The 15,459-nt window shown below is 50.7% G+C and carries 13 protein-coding genes and 1 tRNA gene; 5 read left to right on the top strand and 9 right to left on the bottom strand.

Annotation, left to right across the window (positions count from 1 at the left end):
• The first annotated feature begins 159 nt into the window (after window positions 1–159).
• Window positions 160–939: a Uma2 family endonuclease gene (locus tag HJG54_RS01950; protein ID WP_316433053.1), complete on the top strand. Its 780-nt coding sequence runs from the start codon at window positions 160–162 to the stop codon at window positions 937–939.
• A gap of 10 nt (window positions 940–949) precedes the next feature.
• Here the strand turns inward: HJG54_RS01950 and HJG54_RS01945 are convergent, their stop codons facing one another.
• Entirely contained in the window at window positions 950–2,056 is a 1,107-nt protein-coding gene (locus HJG54_RS01945; protein ID WP_316433052.1) for a Gfo/Idh/MocA family protein, read from the bottom strand.
• Between the two features lie 405 nt (window positions 2,057–2,461).
• On the opposite strand from HJG54_RS01945, the gene HJG54_RS01940 reads away from it, so the two are divergent.
• From HJG54_RS01940 to HJG54_RS01930, 3 genes are all read left to right on the top strand, one after another.
• Window positions 2,462–2,608, top strand: coding sequence for a hypothetical protein (locus HJG54_RS01940; RefSeq protein ID WP_158672995.1), 147 nt, complete (start codon window positions 2,462–2,464; stop codon window positions 2,606–2,608).
• A 170-nt stretch (window positions 2,609–2,778) separates the two neighbouring features.
• Window positions 2,779–4,464: a chaperonin GroEL gene (gene groL, locus HJG54_RS01935; RefSeq protein ID WP_316433050.1), complete on the top strand. Its 1,686-nt coding sequence runs from the start codon at window positions 2,779–2,781 to the stop codon at window positions 4,462–4,464.
• Window positions 4,465–4,640: 176 nt separating this feature from the next.
• Window positions 4,641–6,929: a Tex family protein gene (locus HJG54_RS01930; protein ID WP_316433049.1), complete on the top strand. Its 2,289-nt coding sequence runs from the start codon at window positions 4,641–4,643 to the stop codon at window positions 6,927–6,929.
• A gap of 60 nt (window positions 6,930–6,989) precedes the next feature.
• Here HJG54_RS01930 and HJG54_RS01925 read toward each other — a convergent pair whose 3' ends face one another.
• Entirely contained in the window at window positions 6,990–7,469 is a 480-nt protein-coding gene (locus HJG54_RS01925; protein ID WP_316433048.1) for a hypothetical protein, read from the bottom strand.
• 559 nt (window positions 7,470–8,028) lie between these two features.
• On the bottom strand, window positions 8,029–8,655 hold the full coding sequence (locus HJG54_RS01920; RefSeq protein ID WP_316433047.1) for a DUF3172 domain-containing protein: 627 nt from the start codon (window positions 8,653–8,655) through the stop codon (window positions 8,029–8,031).
• Between the two features lie 217 nt (window positions 8,656–8,872).
• Here HJG54_RS01920 and HJG54_RS01915 point away from each other — a divergent pair.
• Window positions 8,873–8,946: transfer RNA gene (locus HJG54_RS01915), tRNA-Arg, on the top strand.
• A gap of 147 nt (window positions 8,947–9,093) precedes the next feature.
• Here the strand turns inward: HJG54_RS01915 and HJG54_RS01910 are convergent.
• From HJG54_RS01910 to HJG54_RS01885, 6 genes are all read right to left on the bottom strand, one after another.
• A complete protein-coding gene (locus HJG54_RS01910) occupies window positions 9,094–9,843 on the bottom strand; it encodes a 4'-phosphopantetheinyl transferase family protein (RefSeq protein ID WP_316433046.1) in 750 nt (249 codons plus the stop codon).
• A gap of 3 nt (window positions 9,844–9,846) precedes the next feature.
• Window positions 9,847–11,478: a glycosyltransferase family 39 protein gene (locus HJG54_RS01905; RefSeq protein WP_316433045.1), complete on the bottom strand. Its 1,632-nt coding sequence runs from the start codon at window positions 11,476–11,478 to the stop codon at window positions 9,847–9,849.
• Window positions 11,468–12,262 carry an alpha/beta fold hydrolase gene (locus HJG54_RS01900; RefSeq protein ID WP_316433044.1) on the bottom strand — a complete coding sequence of 265 codons (795 nt, stop codon included), beginning with the start codon at window positions 12,260–12,262 and terminating at the stop codon, window positions 11,468–11,470. The genes HJG54_RS01905 and HJG54_RS01900 overlap by 11 nt, the downstream gene beginning before the upstream one ends.
• Before the next feature lie 229 nt (window positions 12,263–12,491).
• Window positions 12,492–12,998 carry a hypothetical protein gene (locus HJG54_RS01895; RefSeq protein WP_316433043.1) on the bottom strand — a complete coding sequence of 169 codons (507 nt, stop codon included), beginning with the start codon at window positions 12,996–12,998 and terminating at the stop codon, window positions 12,492–12,494.
• A gap of 375 nt (window positions 12,999–13,373) precedes the next feature.
• Window positions 13,374–13,727: a DUF1257 domain-containing protein gene (locus tag HJG54_RS01890; RefSeq protein ID WP_036001218.1), complete on the bottom strand. Its 354-nt coding sequence runs from the start codon at window positions 13,725–13,727 to the stop codon at window positions 13,374–13,376.
• 163 nt (window positions 13,728–13,890) lie between these two features.
• Window positions 13,891–15,396 (bottom strand): AAA family ATPase, encoded by a 1,506-nt coding sequence (locus HJG54_RS01885; protein ID WP_036001215.1) that lies wholly within the window; start codon window positions 15,394–15,396, stop codon window positions 13,891–13,893.
• Between the last annotated feature and the right edge of the window lie 63 nt (window positions 15,397–15,459).

Here is a 15,459-nt window from a genome sequence, read left to right as displayed (position 1 = left end):
TAATTGCTGGTGGCTCTTCTCATCATCAGGTTGTGCGTCAGGGTCAGAAGACAGGAGTCAGGAGTCAGGAGTCGGGAGTCAGGAGTCAGAATTGCTTCTGTGTCTGGGATTCTAATTGCAGCACTTGCTATGATGCGGGTGAAGGATTGGTGACTGGCGATGTTTTTCTACGATCCCACTCTTTGCCTGCCTTCTTCTGAGGAACTGCCTGATTCCGACGACACTCCTGTGGATAATGAGCTGCAAGACCTGATTCCCGGTCTTTTAAAATCAATTTTGGCCTGGCTCTGGCGCGATCGATGGGATTGGTTCTTTGGGGTGGATATGGGGATTTACTATGACCCAGACCTGCCTGCGATTGTGCCAGATGGTTTTCTGAGCATCGGAATTCCTCGCGTCATCGATGAAGAGTTGCGGCTGAGTTATGTGCTGTGGGAAGAACGCCGGGTACCGACCTTTGTGCTAGAAGTGGTTTCGCGGCGGCATCGAGGTGAATACAGCAGTAAAAAGGCCCTCTATGCCCAAATGGGTGTGAAGTATTACGCCATCTACTCATCGCGACGCCGACGCAAGCCCCGACTAGAGGTGTACGAGCTTGTGGACCAGGAATATCACTTACTGACTGGAGAACCAGTCTGGCTGCCCGAAGTTGGGTTGGGGCTAGGACGGGACCGGGGCGTGTACCAAGGCATCGAGCGGGAATGGCTGTATTGGTATGACCAGTCTGGCCAGCGAATTCCCACTCCTGAAGAGCGTGCCGAACAAGCGGAAGCATGGGCTGAACAAGTGCGGCAACAAGCCGAGCAAGAACGCCAACGCGCTGAACAAGAACGTCAACGCGCTGAACAAGAACGCCAGCGAGCTGAACAAGCTGAAATTAAGCTGCAAGCACTAATGGACCAATTGCAGCAACGTGGTATCGATCCCAATCAGCTTTAGCCCGATATCTCTAGGAGAGGATTGAATCTAGTGGAGGCACCTCTACCCAAGTCTTGGTCTGGTGCGATTGATGAGTCAAATCCATCAGTAACTGAGAATACACCCCCTCTTGTAACGAGGGTGCTAGTAATCGGCCTTGCTCGATTCCTTGGACCCATTGATCGACTACTCGGATAAACGGCGCTAAGCGACCGTCGGGATAGGTAGTGGGAAACGCGAGGCGAGCTGGAATCTCCAGTTCGGTTAATGGTTGACCCGCTTGGCTGCCCCACAGTTTGAAGCCATGCACATAGTCACTCTGATTGTCACTGCCCAAAACCAGCGTGCCACGGTCGCCATACACCTCTACCCAATGCCCTCGCCCCTGATAGGTGACGGCACTGAGACAAGCCTGACAGGGCGTTCCATCGGTCAATTCCAGCATCAGTGTGCAGGTGTCGTCGGCATCAACTGGCTTCGCTTCGCCGGTAATGGGATCGGGACGAGTGGCAATCGTAGTGCTGAGCTGACCACACAACCGCGCAACCGGAGCAAATAACCAGGCTATATAGTCAAATAGATGCGAACCAATGGCTCCTAATGCTCCACCTCCCTGATCCCGGCGAGCATACCAATTCCAAGGGCGAGTTGCATCGGCTCGACTGGAAACCAGCCAGTCTATCTTCACTAGCCGCTTCTGCCCCACATAGCCTTCCGCCAACAGTTCTGCCAAGTGCTGCCACGCGGGTACAAACCGAAACTCAAAGTCCATCATCGCCACCACCCCTTGAGCCTGAGCTAATTGGTACAGCTCAATGGCTTCTTTTACATCCAGAGTCATGGGCTTTTCGAGCAGTAGGTGTTTGCCGGCTTCCAGAACCGTTTTTGCCATCTCGTAATGCAAGCAAGGAGGCGTTGAAATAGCCACTGCGTCTACTGCTGGCAAGCAGACAATTTCTTCCACGGTTTGCGCCGCATGGGGAATCTGAAACGACTGCGCTACCGCCTGCGCTTTGTCCAAATTTCGGTGGTAGACTGCTACAACCTCTGTACGATGGTGAATTTGCAAGCCGGGAATGTGAATTTTCTGCCCAAAGCCGGTACCAACGACAGCAACACCAATTCGAGAATCTGCCATGCCTGATTTAGTTCAATCATCAGAGCGATCGTACAGCAGAACAGGAGTCAGGAGTCAGGAGTCAGGAGTCAGGAGCTACGAAGTCAGTGGGATTTCAGCTACGCATGACTGTAAATACTCGCCTCGGCAGCACAATATGACAAAACATCATGACATTCAATATTGCTGACACAGTTGATAACATTGCACTGCGTCAACAGCCAAAAGATTGCGATGGCTCAATAATGCTAAGGTGCAGTGTTCCTCCAAAAGCATAAGGTTTCAAACTGAGCGATCCACCTCTGGGCGATTTAAGCGCTTCTTTACTAGAGCTTCACAACAATCGGGTTTCGACTTCACAAAAGCCATGTTACCAATCGGTAAAGTTATGTGTACCTTTGTTGCTCTTCCTTTGGACATGGCCAAATGCTGCTGAGAATTGATGGAGAAAAGGTATTGCTGATGGTGGTGGTAGTCAGCCTGGTGTTTCTGGTGGGGCAGGCTCAGGCGCGATTGGATGTGTGTCGCAGTATGGGGCAGAAAACATTAAGTTGTGTACTTCAACTAAACTAGGTTTTATTTTAGCTCCTGGCAGTGTTCGAGCTAAAAAGCGGTTGAACCCAGAATTTTCTGGACCAACATCCTGTTGGGTGGTTGGAGTTCGGGATTCCCTCCAGTCGGGTTTTAGCACTCGATCGACTTGAGTGCTAAAGTCTACAGTGGAGAGATCGGAACCGAAATCTATGCCCAAAATTGTTGTATTTGATGAAGAATCGCGTCAGGCGTTGGAGCGTGGTGTTAATGCCCTAGCCGATGCGGTGCGGATTACTCTGGGACCTAAGGGCCGCAACGTTGTTCTGGAGGCAAAGTATGGTGCCCCTCAAATCGTGAACGATGGCATCACGATTGCCAAAGAAATTGAGCTGGAAGATCCGTTGGAAAATACGGGTGCTCGTTTGATTCAAGAAGTGGCTTCTAAAACCAAAGATTTGGCTGGAGATGGCACGACCACTGCAACGGTGCTGGCTCAGGCCATGATTCGCGAAGGGCTGAGAAACGTCGCAGCAGGTAGCAATCCGGTCAGTTTGCGGCGCGGCATTGAGAAGACTGTGGAACAAATTTTGGCAGAAATTGCCGCCATCGCGAAGCCGATCGAGGGCAATGAGATCGAGCAAGTGGCAACCGTGGCTGCTGGCAGCGATCCGGAAGTGGGCGCGATGATCGCCGAAGCGATGAGCAAAGTTGGCCGAGATGGTGTGATTTCGGTAGAAGAATCGAAGTCGCTTTCCACCGAGATGGAAACCGTCGAAGGGATGCAGTTCGATCGCGGCTACATTTCTCCTTACTTTGTTACCGATACTGAGCGGATGATTTGCGAACTGGAAAAGCCGCTGATTCTGCTGACCGATAAGAAAATTAGCAACATTCAAGATCTGGTTCCCGTTCTAGAAAAAATTGCCCGCGCCGGTCAGCCGCTGCTGATTATCGCTGAAGATGTGGAAGGCGAAGCATTGGCAACACTGGTGGTGAACCGACTGCGGGGTGTGCTAAATGTAGTGGCCGTAAAGGCTCCTTCGTTTGGCGAGCGGCGTAAAGCGGTGCTGCAAGATATCGCCGTTCTGACAGGTGGGCAAATGATCTCAGAGGATATTGGCCTCAGTCTCGATATGGCGACGTTAGAGACATTGGGCAATGCCCGCAAGGTGACCATTACCAAAGACACCACCACAATTGTGGCCGAAGCGCCCGATAAACATGCGCTGGAGACCCGGATTGCCCAGATTCGCCGGGAGTTGGCCGAAACCGATTCTGAGTATGACTCTGAGAAGCTGCAAGAGCGATTGGCTCGCTTGGTTGGCGGCGTTGCGGTCATTAAGGTAGGAGCAGCCACCGAAACCGAACTTAAGGATCGCAAACTGCGCCTCGAAGATGCCCTCAATGCAACTAAGGCGGCTGTCGAAGAGGGGATTGTGCCCGGTGGTGGCACGACCCTGCTGCATCTGGCGCAGAAAATGCAGGACTTCAAGCAAACTCTAGACACCGACGAACAGATTGGGGCCGATATTGTGATTCGGGCACTCGAAGCACCGCTGCGGCAAATTGCCGAGAATGCCGGTGTCGAAGGTTCGGTGGTGGTGGAAAAAGTCAAGGCAATGGACTTCAACCACGGCTACAATGCCTTGACCAATCAGTTTGAAGATTTGGTCGCGGCTGGGATCATTGATCCGGCGAAAGTGGTCCGTTCGGCCCTTCAGGATGCGGCATCGATCGCTGGCATGGTGATTACCACCGAAGCACTCGTCGTAGAAAAGCCGGAGAAGAAGAAGGCGGCTGCACCCGACATGGGTGGCATGGGCGGCATGGGCGGCATGGGTGGTATGGGTGGCATGGGTGGTATGGGCGGTATGGGCGGTATGGGCATGATGTAGGCCCGCTGACTTAAGCCTAAGCTGACTCAAACCTAAGCTGTGTTATCTCAATCTAAGGAATTGCATCGGGCAGACATTGGTCTGCCCTTTCTGTTTTGAATCGCCAGTGCAACACCGACAAAGGATTGGATTATCCTAGAAAAGCCGATTCGTATTCCCTAAATCCCCAATAGGCAATGCTCGATATTCCTAAACTCCTCGCTGCTGAACTGTCCCTGAAGCCATCTCAAGTTCAGAATGCCCTCGAACTGTTTGCCGAAGGAGCAACGGTGCCCTTTATTGCTCGCTACCGCAAAGAACGCACCGGCGAAATGAACGAGGTGCAGTTACGGGATCTGTTAGATCGCTACACCTATCTGACTGAGCTAGAGGAACGCAAGGCCGCTATTCTCAAATCGATTGCCGAGCAGGGCAAACTGACCGAAGAGTTGCAAACCCAAATCGAGAATTGCCTGCAAAAGAACGAGCTAGAAGACCTCTACTTGCCCTATCGTCCGAAGCGCCGCACCAAAGCCACCATTGCCCGCGAAAAAGGGTTGGAACCATTAGCTGAGTGGATCAAATCCTTGAATCAGCCGCAGGCTCCAGCTACTGCGCTAGAACCGGAAGCCGCCAAGTATGTCTCCGAGGAAAGAGGCGTCAGATCTGCCGCAGACGCGCTTCAGGGTGCGTCAGATATCCTGGCTGAAGAAGTGGCCGAGAAAGCCAATTTGCGAGCCTATTTGCGAGATTACCTGATTCAGTCAGGGCTGTTTGTCTCGCGGGTGAAGCCCGACTATCCAGAAGGCTCGACTAAATTTGAGATGTATCGGGCGTTTCAGGCAAAAGTGAAGGCGATTGCGCCCCATAATTTGCTAGCCCTCTACCGGGGAGAGGCCGAAGGCATTTTGGAGTTCGATCTAGAGTTTGATCAAGAAGCGGTGCTGGAGTATCTGGAGTCTCAGGAAATTCGCAGCAAACAGCGCCCGATCCGCGAGTTCTACCGCGCGATGCTGCAAGATGCCTTTAACCGATTGATGAAGAATTCTTTGATCAGCGAAGTGCGAGCCGCGAAAAAGCAAGAGGCTGATATTGAGTCGATCAAAACTTTTGAAGCAAACCTGCGCGAGCTGCTGCTAGCGGCTCCGGCTGGCATGAAGCCTACGCTGGCAATCGATCCGGGGTTCCGCACAGGTTGTAAGGTGTGTGTGCTGGATCAGACCGGCAAGTTTTTGGAATATCAGACGATCTACCCTCATCAGGCCGAGGCGCAACGAGTCCAAGCTGCCAATACATTGAAAACCCTGATTAATAAGTACCAGGTTGAATTAATTGCGATTGGCAATGGCACCGCCAGCCGCGAAACCGACGAATTTGTCGGCGAAGTTCTCAAGATACTGGACCGCCAGCCGATCAAGGTGATTGTCAATGAAGCTGGAGCCTCGGTTTATTCAGCTAGTGACGTAGCGATTGCCGAATTCCCCGATCAGGATGTGACGGTGCGGGGTGCAATCAGCATTGGTCGGCGGCTGCAGGATCCGTTGGCCGAGTTAGTCAAAATCGATCCCAAATCGATTGGGGTTGGGCAGTACCAGCATGATGTGGATCAAAAGCTGCTGAAGAAAAAACTGGATGAAACAGTCGAGAGCTGCGTCAACTATGTGGGGGTTGACCTGAACACCGCCTCTAAGGAACTGCTGACTTTTATATCTGGAATTAACGCCACGGTTGCCAACAACATCGTCAACTACCGCAACCAAAATGGCGCCTTTCAGAACCGACGCGAGCTGATGAAGGTGCCCAAACTGGGACCCAAAGCGTTTGAGCAATCGGCAGGCTTTTTGCGAATTCGGGGCGGCAACAATCCACTCGACAATACGGCAGTGCATCCAGAAAGTTACAAAGTCGTGGAGGCCATTGCCAAAGACCTGAATGTACCGTTAACGCAAGTGACCCAACTAGCCGAGCAGGTCCGTAAGGTTGATCTGAAAAAATACGTGACAGACACCATCGGTGAACCGACCCTGCGTGACATTTTGGCCGAACTGGAAAAACCAGGACGCGACCCGCGAGCCGAATTCAAGTACGCCACCTTCAAAGCAGGTATTAAGGAAATCAGCGACCTGAAGCCAGGGATGGAGTTAGAAGGCGTAGTCACCAACGTGGCCAATTTCGGCGCTTTTGTGGATATTGGCGTACATCAAGATGGTTTAGTGCATGTATCCCAGCTCGCCGATCGGTTTGTCAGCGATCCGAAGCAAATTGTCAAAGTGGGTCAGGTCGTGAAGGTGCGCGTTGTAGAGGTCAACGAACAGTTGAAGCGAATCAGCCTGTCGATGCGTTCTGCCGATGCCCCCAACGAGAAACGTCCGACTCAAGGGAACTCTGGAAAATCGAAGGAAAAGCAATCGCAGGCTAATTCTCAAGCGAAACCGGCTGCCCCTACCCTGGATGATTTAAAGGCCAAATTTAATCGGCGAACTTAGTTGATTCTACTCCTAGATGATGCTTAACTTGATTCTGGATTGACTAGGAAGTGAATATACTTAGTTGTCATCAAAATCATCATCAAAGTCGTCATCATCGTCGCTATTTCTGTTACTCCGTGCGAGTTCCAGTTCGTACTCTACATCCTTCTCGCTGCGACCTGTAACCCTAATCGAGTAGGTGCCTGCCCGGAGGCGAATTCTGAAATCATCTTCTCCTTCTGGGCGGACTCGATCGGTAGAACGCAGGGTGCTGCCATTACCATTGAGCAGTTTTGCTTGCACTCGCTTTTTAGTGCCAAAGACATCGAAAAAGCCAAGGTTTTCTTCATTTTCTAGGGAAACCTTGATCGTAGCGGTCTGCCTCAATTGAAATCGGTAAGTATCGAATTCGTCTTTGTTAACTTCTCCAGAGGCGCGAAATCGGTTGCGCAGTGTACCAATGTCTTCCCGCAATCGGTTTCTGGTTCTGGTGTTCAGCAAGGCCGAGTTTCTATTCAAAGCACGCGCAGAAAAATCGTTCAGCGTTCGATCCTTCATGTTGAATCTCCTAACATCCATCAAATTCATCAGATTAGAGCCGAATCGCCCTCAAGGATGGCAAGTTATTAAGTTATGGTTTGATTCAGCTTTCAATTCAGCCGCAACTAGTTGCGAATCCACCAAAAAGAATGCCGAGGTGATGCATTCCATGACTAAAACTGACTGGTTCGGTTCCCTATTCGCTACATTGTTTTGCTACATTGTCTGATAATTTTGCCGCTGACTTTGGGCGGAATTTGAGTTGACCGGTGGTGTCCCTTTTAAGGATTCAAGATCTCACTAGTTGCGGCATCACCCGACTGGACAAATCGCTCACTAAACATGGCAAATGAACAGCAAATCAACTGAATCGCAAAACCAAATCTTAATCTAGGGCAGACATGCTATCTGCTGGCGAACAAGACAACCGCGCTGGGAGTTTGTCAAATCACTGGGTTGATCGGCTGCTCAGAATCAACATCAACAAAAAACAGGGATGCGTTACTACATCCCCGTTGCGCAGTATTCTAGATGCTACTTAGCTGACTAGCTCAAACCCCATAGCATTTAGCTGGCCTTACTTGAAGCGCTCAATTTCTGGCGGTGCGGCATTGTTGCCTGTCTGCGGCAGGAACAGGTTACGAGCAGCATCGTTTTGGTAAATACAGTCAATCTTGGGTTTTTCGGCAGCGTTGGTAATATCGCCCGTGAAGCCGAATGTATTCATGCGTCTGCGGCATTGGTTCACGTCTTCTGACGAGATCAAATTGCGGCTCTGCAACACTTCCCAGTTACTGCTACGCAAGACGCATCCGGGCAGCATCGTGGGTTGGGAGATGAACACACTAAAAGGGTTGAGGGTGACAAATGCTCGCAAATCAACTGCGATGGCACTCGCCCCAAACTGAACGCAAATTTCTGGATTTGGGGCACTGCGATCAATATCGTAGCGGGTTGCCACGTTCCCCACATCCGAGGTAGTCCCAGAGCTGAACAGAATTCCCAGGCCAATGCCGATAATCAGCACGGCAGCCAATAGTGCGCCCGTGCCCCAATTCAGCGCTGATAACAGCGGAGGAGTCTTTGCCGGACTCGCAGCAGGACGATCGTCGTAGTCATTCGAGTAGCGAGGCATATCAGAATAGCGATCACGCGAATCGGAGTAACGGGGTGGACGGGGTGGCACTTTGGGTTTACGTCTCATAGAAAAGGGGATTGGTAACGAAATGCTACAAACAGTTGCCACAGGTTAGCAGGCATTACCTCTAGTATAGGCGCAAGGTCTTTGGCTTCACCAAAGTGTTTGACCTGCTGCTGCAATCTACCGCCTTTGGCGCAGGCTGGATGCGGACTTGGGTTGGTTCTCCTCGCTCTGCTACAAGGTCGGCTTTCGCCAAATCTGCTATCATGGCGAGTATTCTGGGGTTGTAGCTCAGTAGGATAGAGCGACCGCCTCCTAAGCGGTAGGCCGCGCGTTCGAATCGCGCCAACCCTGTGGGCCTGAAAGTTGGACATACAGCAGATGGAGCCTTCATGTTGCAAGCTTTGGCACAGTCTGAATGTCTAAAGATCTCCTGAAACTGCCAGAGATTTAGGCCAGTATCCAGGTCAGATGGTTTCAGTGTTGTATTCACCTCGTCTATTAACCTATCGCCATTAAAACTTCCGCATCCACTTGCCAACCCCTCAACTGCCAATCCTTGCCAACAGCAGCAACGGCAGCTGCATAGCCTTCACCGACTTGCAGATCCTGAAGTGTCCACTCATCCAACGACTGCGGCAAATTCCAGGCTGCCTGCAGCAGCCGAGCTGGTTCACCCGGACTGAGCGAAACGGCAAACTGATCGAGCGGTAGAGTCAATCCTTTACCGATTGCTTTCAGCAGCGCTTCTTTACGGGTCCAACCGTTGAAAAATCCCTGTAGCTTCAGGTCGGGGTTGAGTTGATTCAGGGTTGCCTGCTCTTGAGGTGCAAAGAAACGAGCGGCAATCGACTCATAGTCTCGCTCTAAGCTGATCTGCTCTACGTCAATACCCACGTCACGATTCCAGGCCACTGCGTACAGAGCGAGCTGGTGCGAATGCGACAGGTTAAAACAGAGCTGGGTCTGAGAATTGAGCAAGGGTTTGCCGGTTGGATTGTACTGGAACTGCAACTGTTGGGGCGGTAGATCCAAATAGCGCCCCAACAGCACACGCAAAATTCCCCGAGCCAGAATAAAGCGGTCGTGGTCTTTCCGGAAGTAAAAACGGTTAGCCCGTGCCTGCTCATCCTCAGATAAGAGCGGTAAGAGGGTCGGAATCAGGCTGTGCAGCGTCTGTAATTCAGCTCGCCAGATGTGGACTTCATCAATCGGTAAGGTGAGTGGGGCAGGAGATGGACAAAATTCCATAGATCAACAGGAATGGGATAGTTTGAGTTGCCAAAGCGATAGGGCAAGTTCACCCATCAACAGGCTGGGAGAGTAGGCAGGTTGGAACTGAGCACAAGTGCGGGAAACCTGCTGCAGCAAATCGACAGAAGGATTGAACAGAAACACCTCGCTGCCGTGCAGTGGTTCGGTGGTCAAGAGGGATGCCTCCGTAAAATTGTTTGCCAACTGTTGAATGAGCTGGGGGGTGGGTAGAATCCTAAGCTGAACATTGTTGTTCAACACATGGCTGAGAGAAAGCAGATCAATCGTATTTTCCGCCTCAGAAAGAACCAGAGGTTGATCAGTTCGATTGATGATTTCGGCAATTGGTAGATTATGCAAACTACGGCTTTTGAGATAGCGCGGTGAACTATTGAATTGAATTGAATTAGACAATACGCATAATCCGACCAGAAAAACTGTTATACTCTGCCATTTCCATCCCTGATGCTGATGACTCAATCGATTACTGATCAAATAGGCCACAGCTAGCTGTGCTCCTAAATGAAAGGGTAGCCAATAGCGAGGTGCAGTTGAGTAACGTCCGTTGCTGATAGCATCAATCACAATTAGCGTAAATGGTACCGGCAACGACAGCGATAACACAAATAACCATTGCTGCCTCGACTGTTGACGGAGATTGTAAAATGCATAGAGAAGCACTGCTACGACACCAGATGCCACAGTAATTTCTACTGCTGCGATCAGCCAAGGTTCGGTAATCACCGGCACATCAAAATACAGAATTGCGGCACTGTAAAACCAGATTGTAACCTTGGCAAAACTGCTAAGCGGTAACCGCATCCAGGTGGTATTGGACCGGATCGTTTGCCAGGACTGGGCAGCTAACCAAATCCAGGGCAGTAAGGCAATTAGCGCTGCTGCCAAGATCATGCTAAATCGTCGAGTCCGTTGACTGCAGCGAAATTTTTCAGTAGCTGCCACATATAGCCCCTGTCCAGCGGCTACCAGCAGCGACAGCAGGGAGGTGTAAAAACTAAGGCTGAGCATCAGGCCGTAGAGTGCCCAGTTCCCAATCGCATTGTGCCGCATGGCTCGCAGTAACGTTGCTCCACTCAAGACGAGCAGCAACACCCACAAACTGTAGGGACGCGCTTCTTGAGCATAGGCAATGAAAATGGGGGAGATTGCCATCAATCCCACAGTCAGCCAAGCCGCCCCCTTGTGATCAAACAACAACCGACTCAGCCAATAGATTCCCGGCAATACTAACAAGCTACACAGCACCGAGAAACTCCGAATCGCGATGACAGAACTGCCCCATATCTGCATCCAGCCGCGAGTCAACAGAAAATAGAGCGGCGCATGTTCTGGGCTGGTTTGGAAGGCGGCTATTGCATCGGATAGGGAGCGTTCGGGCGTAAGTTGCTGATAGCGCAACAGGTCTTCTGGCGTATGCAGAGCGCCAGTGGCTAGTGCTGCAGTGACTTTCTGTTTGGTATAACCAGCCGCCCGCAAAACCGTTGCTACTTCGTCTACCCAAAATACTTTGCGATCCAAATAGCCAACCCGAAAGATCAACCCTAGAATTAGACAGAAAATAATTAGTGGAACAATTCCAGGAATTTGCCAATGACTGTCTTCAGATCTCATAAACAAACCCTAAAGACAACCATAGGCTGGTAATCGAAGACAGGTGCTGAGTCATTTGCACAATAAACTGTTGGACTGTTTGCTTATATGGCTTACCCCCAATTTGCATTACGTTGTCATGATTGGCATTGGGAATCAAAAGTAGATGCTTAGGGGGAGGAGCGGCTGCAAACAATTCTTGGCTCATGGTTGCAGGAATCGTGGTGTCTGCCGTACCGTGAATCAGCAGAATCGGTACTTGTAGCGATCGTACCTTAGAAAGGGAATCAAATTGTTGGGTTAAGAGCCAGTCAACCGGCAGCAAAAATTCTGGAATACTGCGCGCCACCATAGCTCGCATAGAGGTGAACGAGCTTTCCACAATTACGGCAGCAGCATCTGGATGTCTAACAGCCAGCTCAATCGCGACAGCCCCACCGATCGATTCACCGTACACCACAATCCGTTCAGGCGAAATTTGGCGCGTTTGGGTCAAATACTGCCAAGCCGCTTCGGCATCGGCGTAAACGCTCGCTTCGCTAGGAAACGGCCCTTGACTTCGTCCATAGCCGCGATAGTCGATTAGCAGTACCGATAGACCTAACTGATGGAACCGTTTGGCTCGCGTTACCAGATCGCCCAAGTTGCTGCCATTGCCGTGGAGGTACAGCAGGACAGGAGCCTGATCTGTTGCTGGAATCCACCAGCCGTGCACTTGGCCTTCTGGCATCGGTAGCCAAACCTCTTCATAGGCTAAACCAACCAAGTCTGGAGATGCCTTCAACGTCGTTGAGGGAAAGAACATTAGCCTTGTCTGTCCCCAACGTAATAATAGGCAGAGGGCTAGGTAGCCAACTACCAATCCGCCCAAGGTCAAACTTAATTTCTGCCTTATTGACTTGCGCATCGCTCAGGCGTCCTTATTCGAAAATGCCTCGCTCTTAGTGTGCTATAGAAGCAACCAGAGTGAGGCAAAATTGAGTTTATTTTCTCTGTCAGTTGATTGGCAGCTAAGCGATCAACTAGCAATTGGGCTAGGCAGCATCCTCGACTTCTTGCTCTTCCTTCAGTTTCTTAGCTTCAGCTTTGGCGGCTTCTTTGGCCTTTTTCGCTTCAGCCTTAGCGGCCTTTTCTGCTTCTTTAGCAGCCTTCTTCGCTTCCTTCGCTGCCGCTTCTTGGGCTTCTTCTTCAGCTTCCTGGGCTTCCTTCAGTTTTTTGGCTTCGGCTTTAGCAGCCTCTTTCGCTTTTTTGGCCTCAGCTTTAGCCGCTTTTTTGGCCTCCTTTTCTGCTTCCTTGGCTGCTTTTTTGGCTTCCTTTTCTGCTTCCTTGGCCGCAAGCGGATCCTCTAGGTCTGGAGCGACCACCTCAGCCTCAGCAACCGCAGCGACTACATAGCCAGTTGAGAGTTGAGACAATGACGGTACTGATACGGGCACTGATACGGCAGCCGCTTGTGCATTGAAGGAGAATCCTAGCAATGCACTCAGCATTAATACAGCTGATAACACTAATGCCCCGAACTTAGGTAAAAATTTCAACATAAGCAACTAATCCCTTTCAACCAGATTGACGAATAACAAATCGTGCCATGTCAAAAAGCACTCTGCGGCTAGTAGTCTAGGCTTAAACTCATTTACAGTAGGTTTTGCTTGATACAGAATCCAAAACAATTTGTATACAGTATACATAATTTTCTGCCGTGAACTCGTATTCGTGTGAAGTTTCATTGCAGGCTCTGATTAGCTGATTGGACTGTTTGTGTATCGCAAATTGTGAATCTCGAATAAAAAACCAGAGCTATTGCGCTCTGGTTCAAGATTAGGGAAATAAATTTTAGAGAAATACTATTGAATAGAAAACGGGCTAACCCGCTATTAGCCTGGATTAACCCGCCGATTTGGGAACGCTGAGAGGGACTACTTTTGCAGAACCAGCTTGACGTTAGCGTTTTGCAAGCCAGGGCGCTTGACTTCTGCCAGAGTCTTGTTAACAGCGTACTTCTGGTTGATCGAGTTGATCAGCTCAGTCTGGTTGTGCTTCTTAGCAACGCCCCAGAGGTCAGCGATCAGGTCAAAAGAACCGTCTGCGTTACGAGACCAGCCCAGGTCATACTCGCCTTCCAGAACAGCAACGATGTCAGCCCGAACACGCTGGCCGTTGTAGCCACGTACGTCAGCTTCGGTCTTAACGTTGATGCCCAGGTCCCGCAGAGAAGCCTTGAGGATTTCAGCATCGGTGATCTTGGTGCGCAGAGTGCTAAAGTGAGACATTTCGGATTTCCTCCTGTAGAGAAGTTGAGAGAAACGACAACGTTTGAAGTGTTAAACGCCGTACAGCCTAGCGGTTGGAATGCCGACTACAACGGCTTGTCTGTTAAGCTGCTAGCCGCAAGAGCTAGCCTTTCCTCCTGTTGGGAGCAGGAGAGAAAGCCTGTTAGAACTCTAATCGCTGGTATTCCGCGATAGAGGCGGCGGCAGGTCTCGCTCGCTGTCTAGCCCAGTCTCTCAGGGCTGTTACCTGCTCGCTCATGGTCTTGGAAAGCGGTAGGGTCGCCTTAATGGCCGCAATGATGTCGAGTTGAGTGAACTCTCGCTCTTGGGCGAATGCTTCGTACATCGCCGCAATCAAGGCCTGTTCAATTTCCGCTCCCGAAAAACCATCACAAATGCTAACTAACTGATCCAGGTCGAAACGAGCAATGTCGCGACGCCGCTTCGAGAGGTGGATCTTAAAAATTTCCTTGCGCTCCTCGGCATTGGGCAGATCGACAAAGAAGATTTCATCAAATCGACCTTTGCGGAGGAATTCACCCGGCAACCGCTCGACCCGGTTGGCCGTCGCCATCACAAATACGGGCGAAGTTTTCTCCTGCATCCAGGTAAGGAAAGAACCAAAGATCCGGCTGGAGGTGCCGCCATCGGAATCCGCCGAACCAACGCTGCCAGCAAAGGCTTTGTCAATCTCATCGATGAATAGAATCGCCGGGGAAATTGATTCTGCTGTCTTCAGGGCGTTACGCAAGTTGGCTTCTGATCGTCCAACCATGGAGCCATCATAAACACGGCCCATATCCAGGCGCATTAACGGTAGCCCCCACAGGCGGGCTGTTGTTTTGGCAATTAGTGATTTACCACAGCCTGGGACGCCTAGAATTAGCATCCCCTTAGGTTGGGGTAGACCGTATTCCCGCGCTCGTTCGGTAAAGGCGTTAGAGCGCTGTCTTAACCAATGCTTCAGCTCCTCTAGACCGCCAACTGAATCCAGAGTTTCATCTTCTTCAATGTACTCTAGAATGCCGTTGCGACGAATCAACTGCTTCTTCTCAGAGAGGACGATTTCCACCTCGGCTTCAGTGAGGCGACCTGCCATTACCTGGGCCTTGCGATACACTTTCTCGGCTTCATCTCGCGTTAAACCCAAGGCAGCCTTCAGCAATTTCTCGCGAGTTTCTGTAGAGGGGCGACGCATCCGGTTCTGCTCAATCTGCTGAGTCAACACCTGGTTTAACTCGGCCATGTCGGGCAACGCATAATCTAGAACCGCGATCTCTTTTTCTAACTCGATCGGCACCTCTAGAACTGGAGACATCAAAATAATCGTTTTGTGGGTATCCTTAAAGCTGGCAACTGCATCTCGCAGCCACCGAATCACATCCGGAGCCATCAGGGGGTGCAGGTCCTTGAAGATGTAAATGCCAGGTTCACGCTGCCGAATTACCCATTCAATCGCCGGTTGCGGCGAAACTGTGTTATGCTGAGTCACGTTGCGCGGCTGACCATATTCAACGATACCGTGAGTCACCGTCCAGATAAAGACTCGACGTTGAGGTTTCGTCTGAGCAATTGTTGCAATCGTCTGCTCAGCTCGTTCTTCCTCAGAGGTAACGAGATAGATCAGAGGGTATTGAGCCTGAACAAGAATACTAAGCTCTTCTTTCATGATCGGTAAATCCAATTGAGAGACGGTGCTGCTAATACAAAAGCTCAATATTGGTATAGGGTA

Source organism: Leptolyngbya sp. NK1-12 (assembly GCF_032598965.1).
GTDB lineage: Bacteria > Cyanobacteriota > Cyanobacteriia > Elainellales > Elainellaceae > Elainella.
This window is presented reverse-complemented; position numbering and strand designations above follow the sequence as displayed.

Coding starts and splice junctions, on each gene's coding strand:
- HJG54_RS01945 (WP_316433052.1), bottom strand. CDS start 2,056: ATGGCAGATTCTCGAATTGGTGTTGCTGTCGTTGGTACCGGCTTTGGG.
- HJG54_RS01900 (WP_316433044.1), bottom strand. CDS start 12,262: ATGTTCTTTCCCTCAACGACGTTGAAGGCATCTCCAGACTTGGTTGGT.
- HJG54_RS01910 (WP_316433046.1), bottom strand. CDS start 9,843: ATGGAATTTTGTCCATCTCCTGCCCCACTCACCTTACCGATTGATGAA.
- HJG54_RS01885 (WP_036001215.1), bottom strand. CDS start 15,396: ATGAAAGAAGAGCTTAGTATTCTTGTTCAGGCTCAATACCCTCTGATC.
- HJG54_RS01890 (WP_036001218.1), bottom strand. CDS start 13,727: ATGTCTCACTTTAGCACTCTGCGCACCAAGATCACCGATGCTGAAATC.
- groL (WP_316433050.1), top strand. CDS start 2,779: ATGCCCAAAATTGTTGTATTTGATGAAGAATCGCGTCAGGCGTTGGAG.
- HJG54_RS01950 (WP_316433053.1), top strand. CDS start 160: ATGTTTTTCTACGATCCCACTCTTTGCCTGCCTTCTTCTGAGGAACTG.
- HJG54_RS01940 (WP_158672995.1), top strand. CDS start 2,462: ATGCTGCTGAGAATTGATGGAGAAAAGGTATTGCTGATGGTGGTGGTA.
- HJG54_RS01920 (WP_316433047.1), bottom strand. CDS start 8,655: ATGAGACGTAAACCCAAAGTGCCACCCCGTCCACCCCGTTACTCCGAT.
- HJG54_RS01895 (WP_316433043.1), bottom strand. CDS start 12,998: ATGTTGAAATTTTTACCTAAGTTCGGGGCATTAGTGTTATCAGCTGTA.
- HJG54_RS01925 (WP_316433048.1), bottom strand. CDS start 7,469: ATGAAGGATCGAACGCTGAACGATTTTTCTGCGCGTGCTTTGAATAGA.
- HJG54_RS01905 (WP_316433045.1), bottom strand. CDS start 11,478: ATGAGATCTGAAGACAGTCATTGGCAAATTCCTGGAATTGTTCCACTA.
- HJG54_RS01930 (WP_316433049.1), top strand. CDS start 4,641: ATGCTCGATATTCCTAAACTCCTCGCTGCTGAACTGTCCCTGAAGCCA.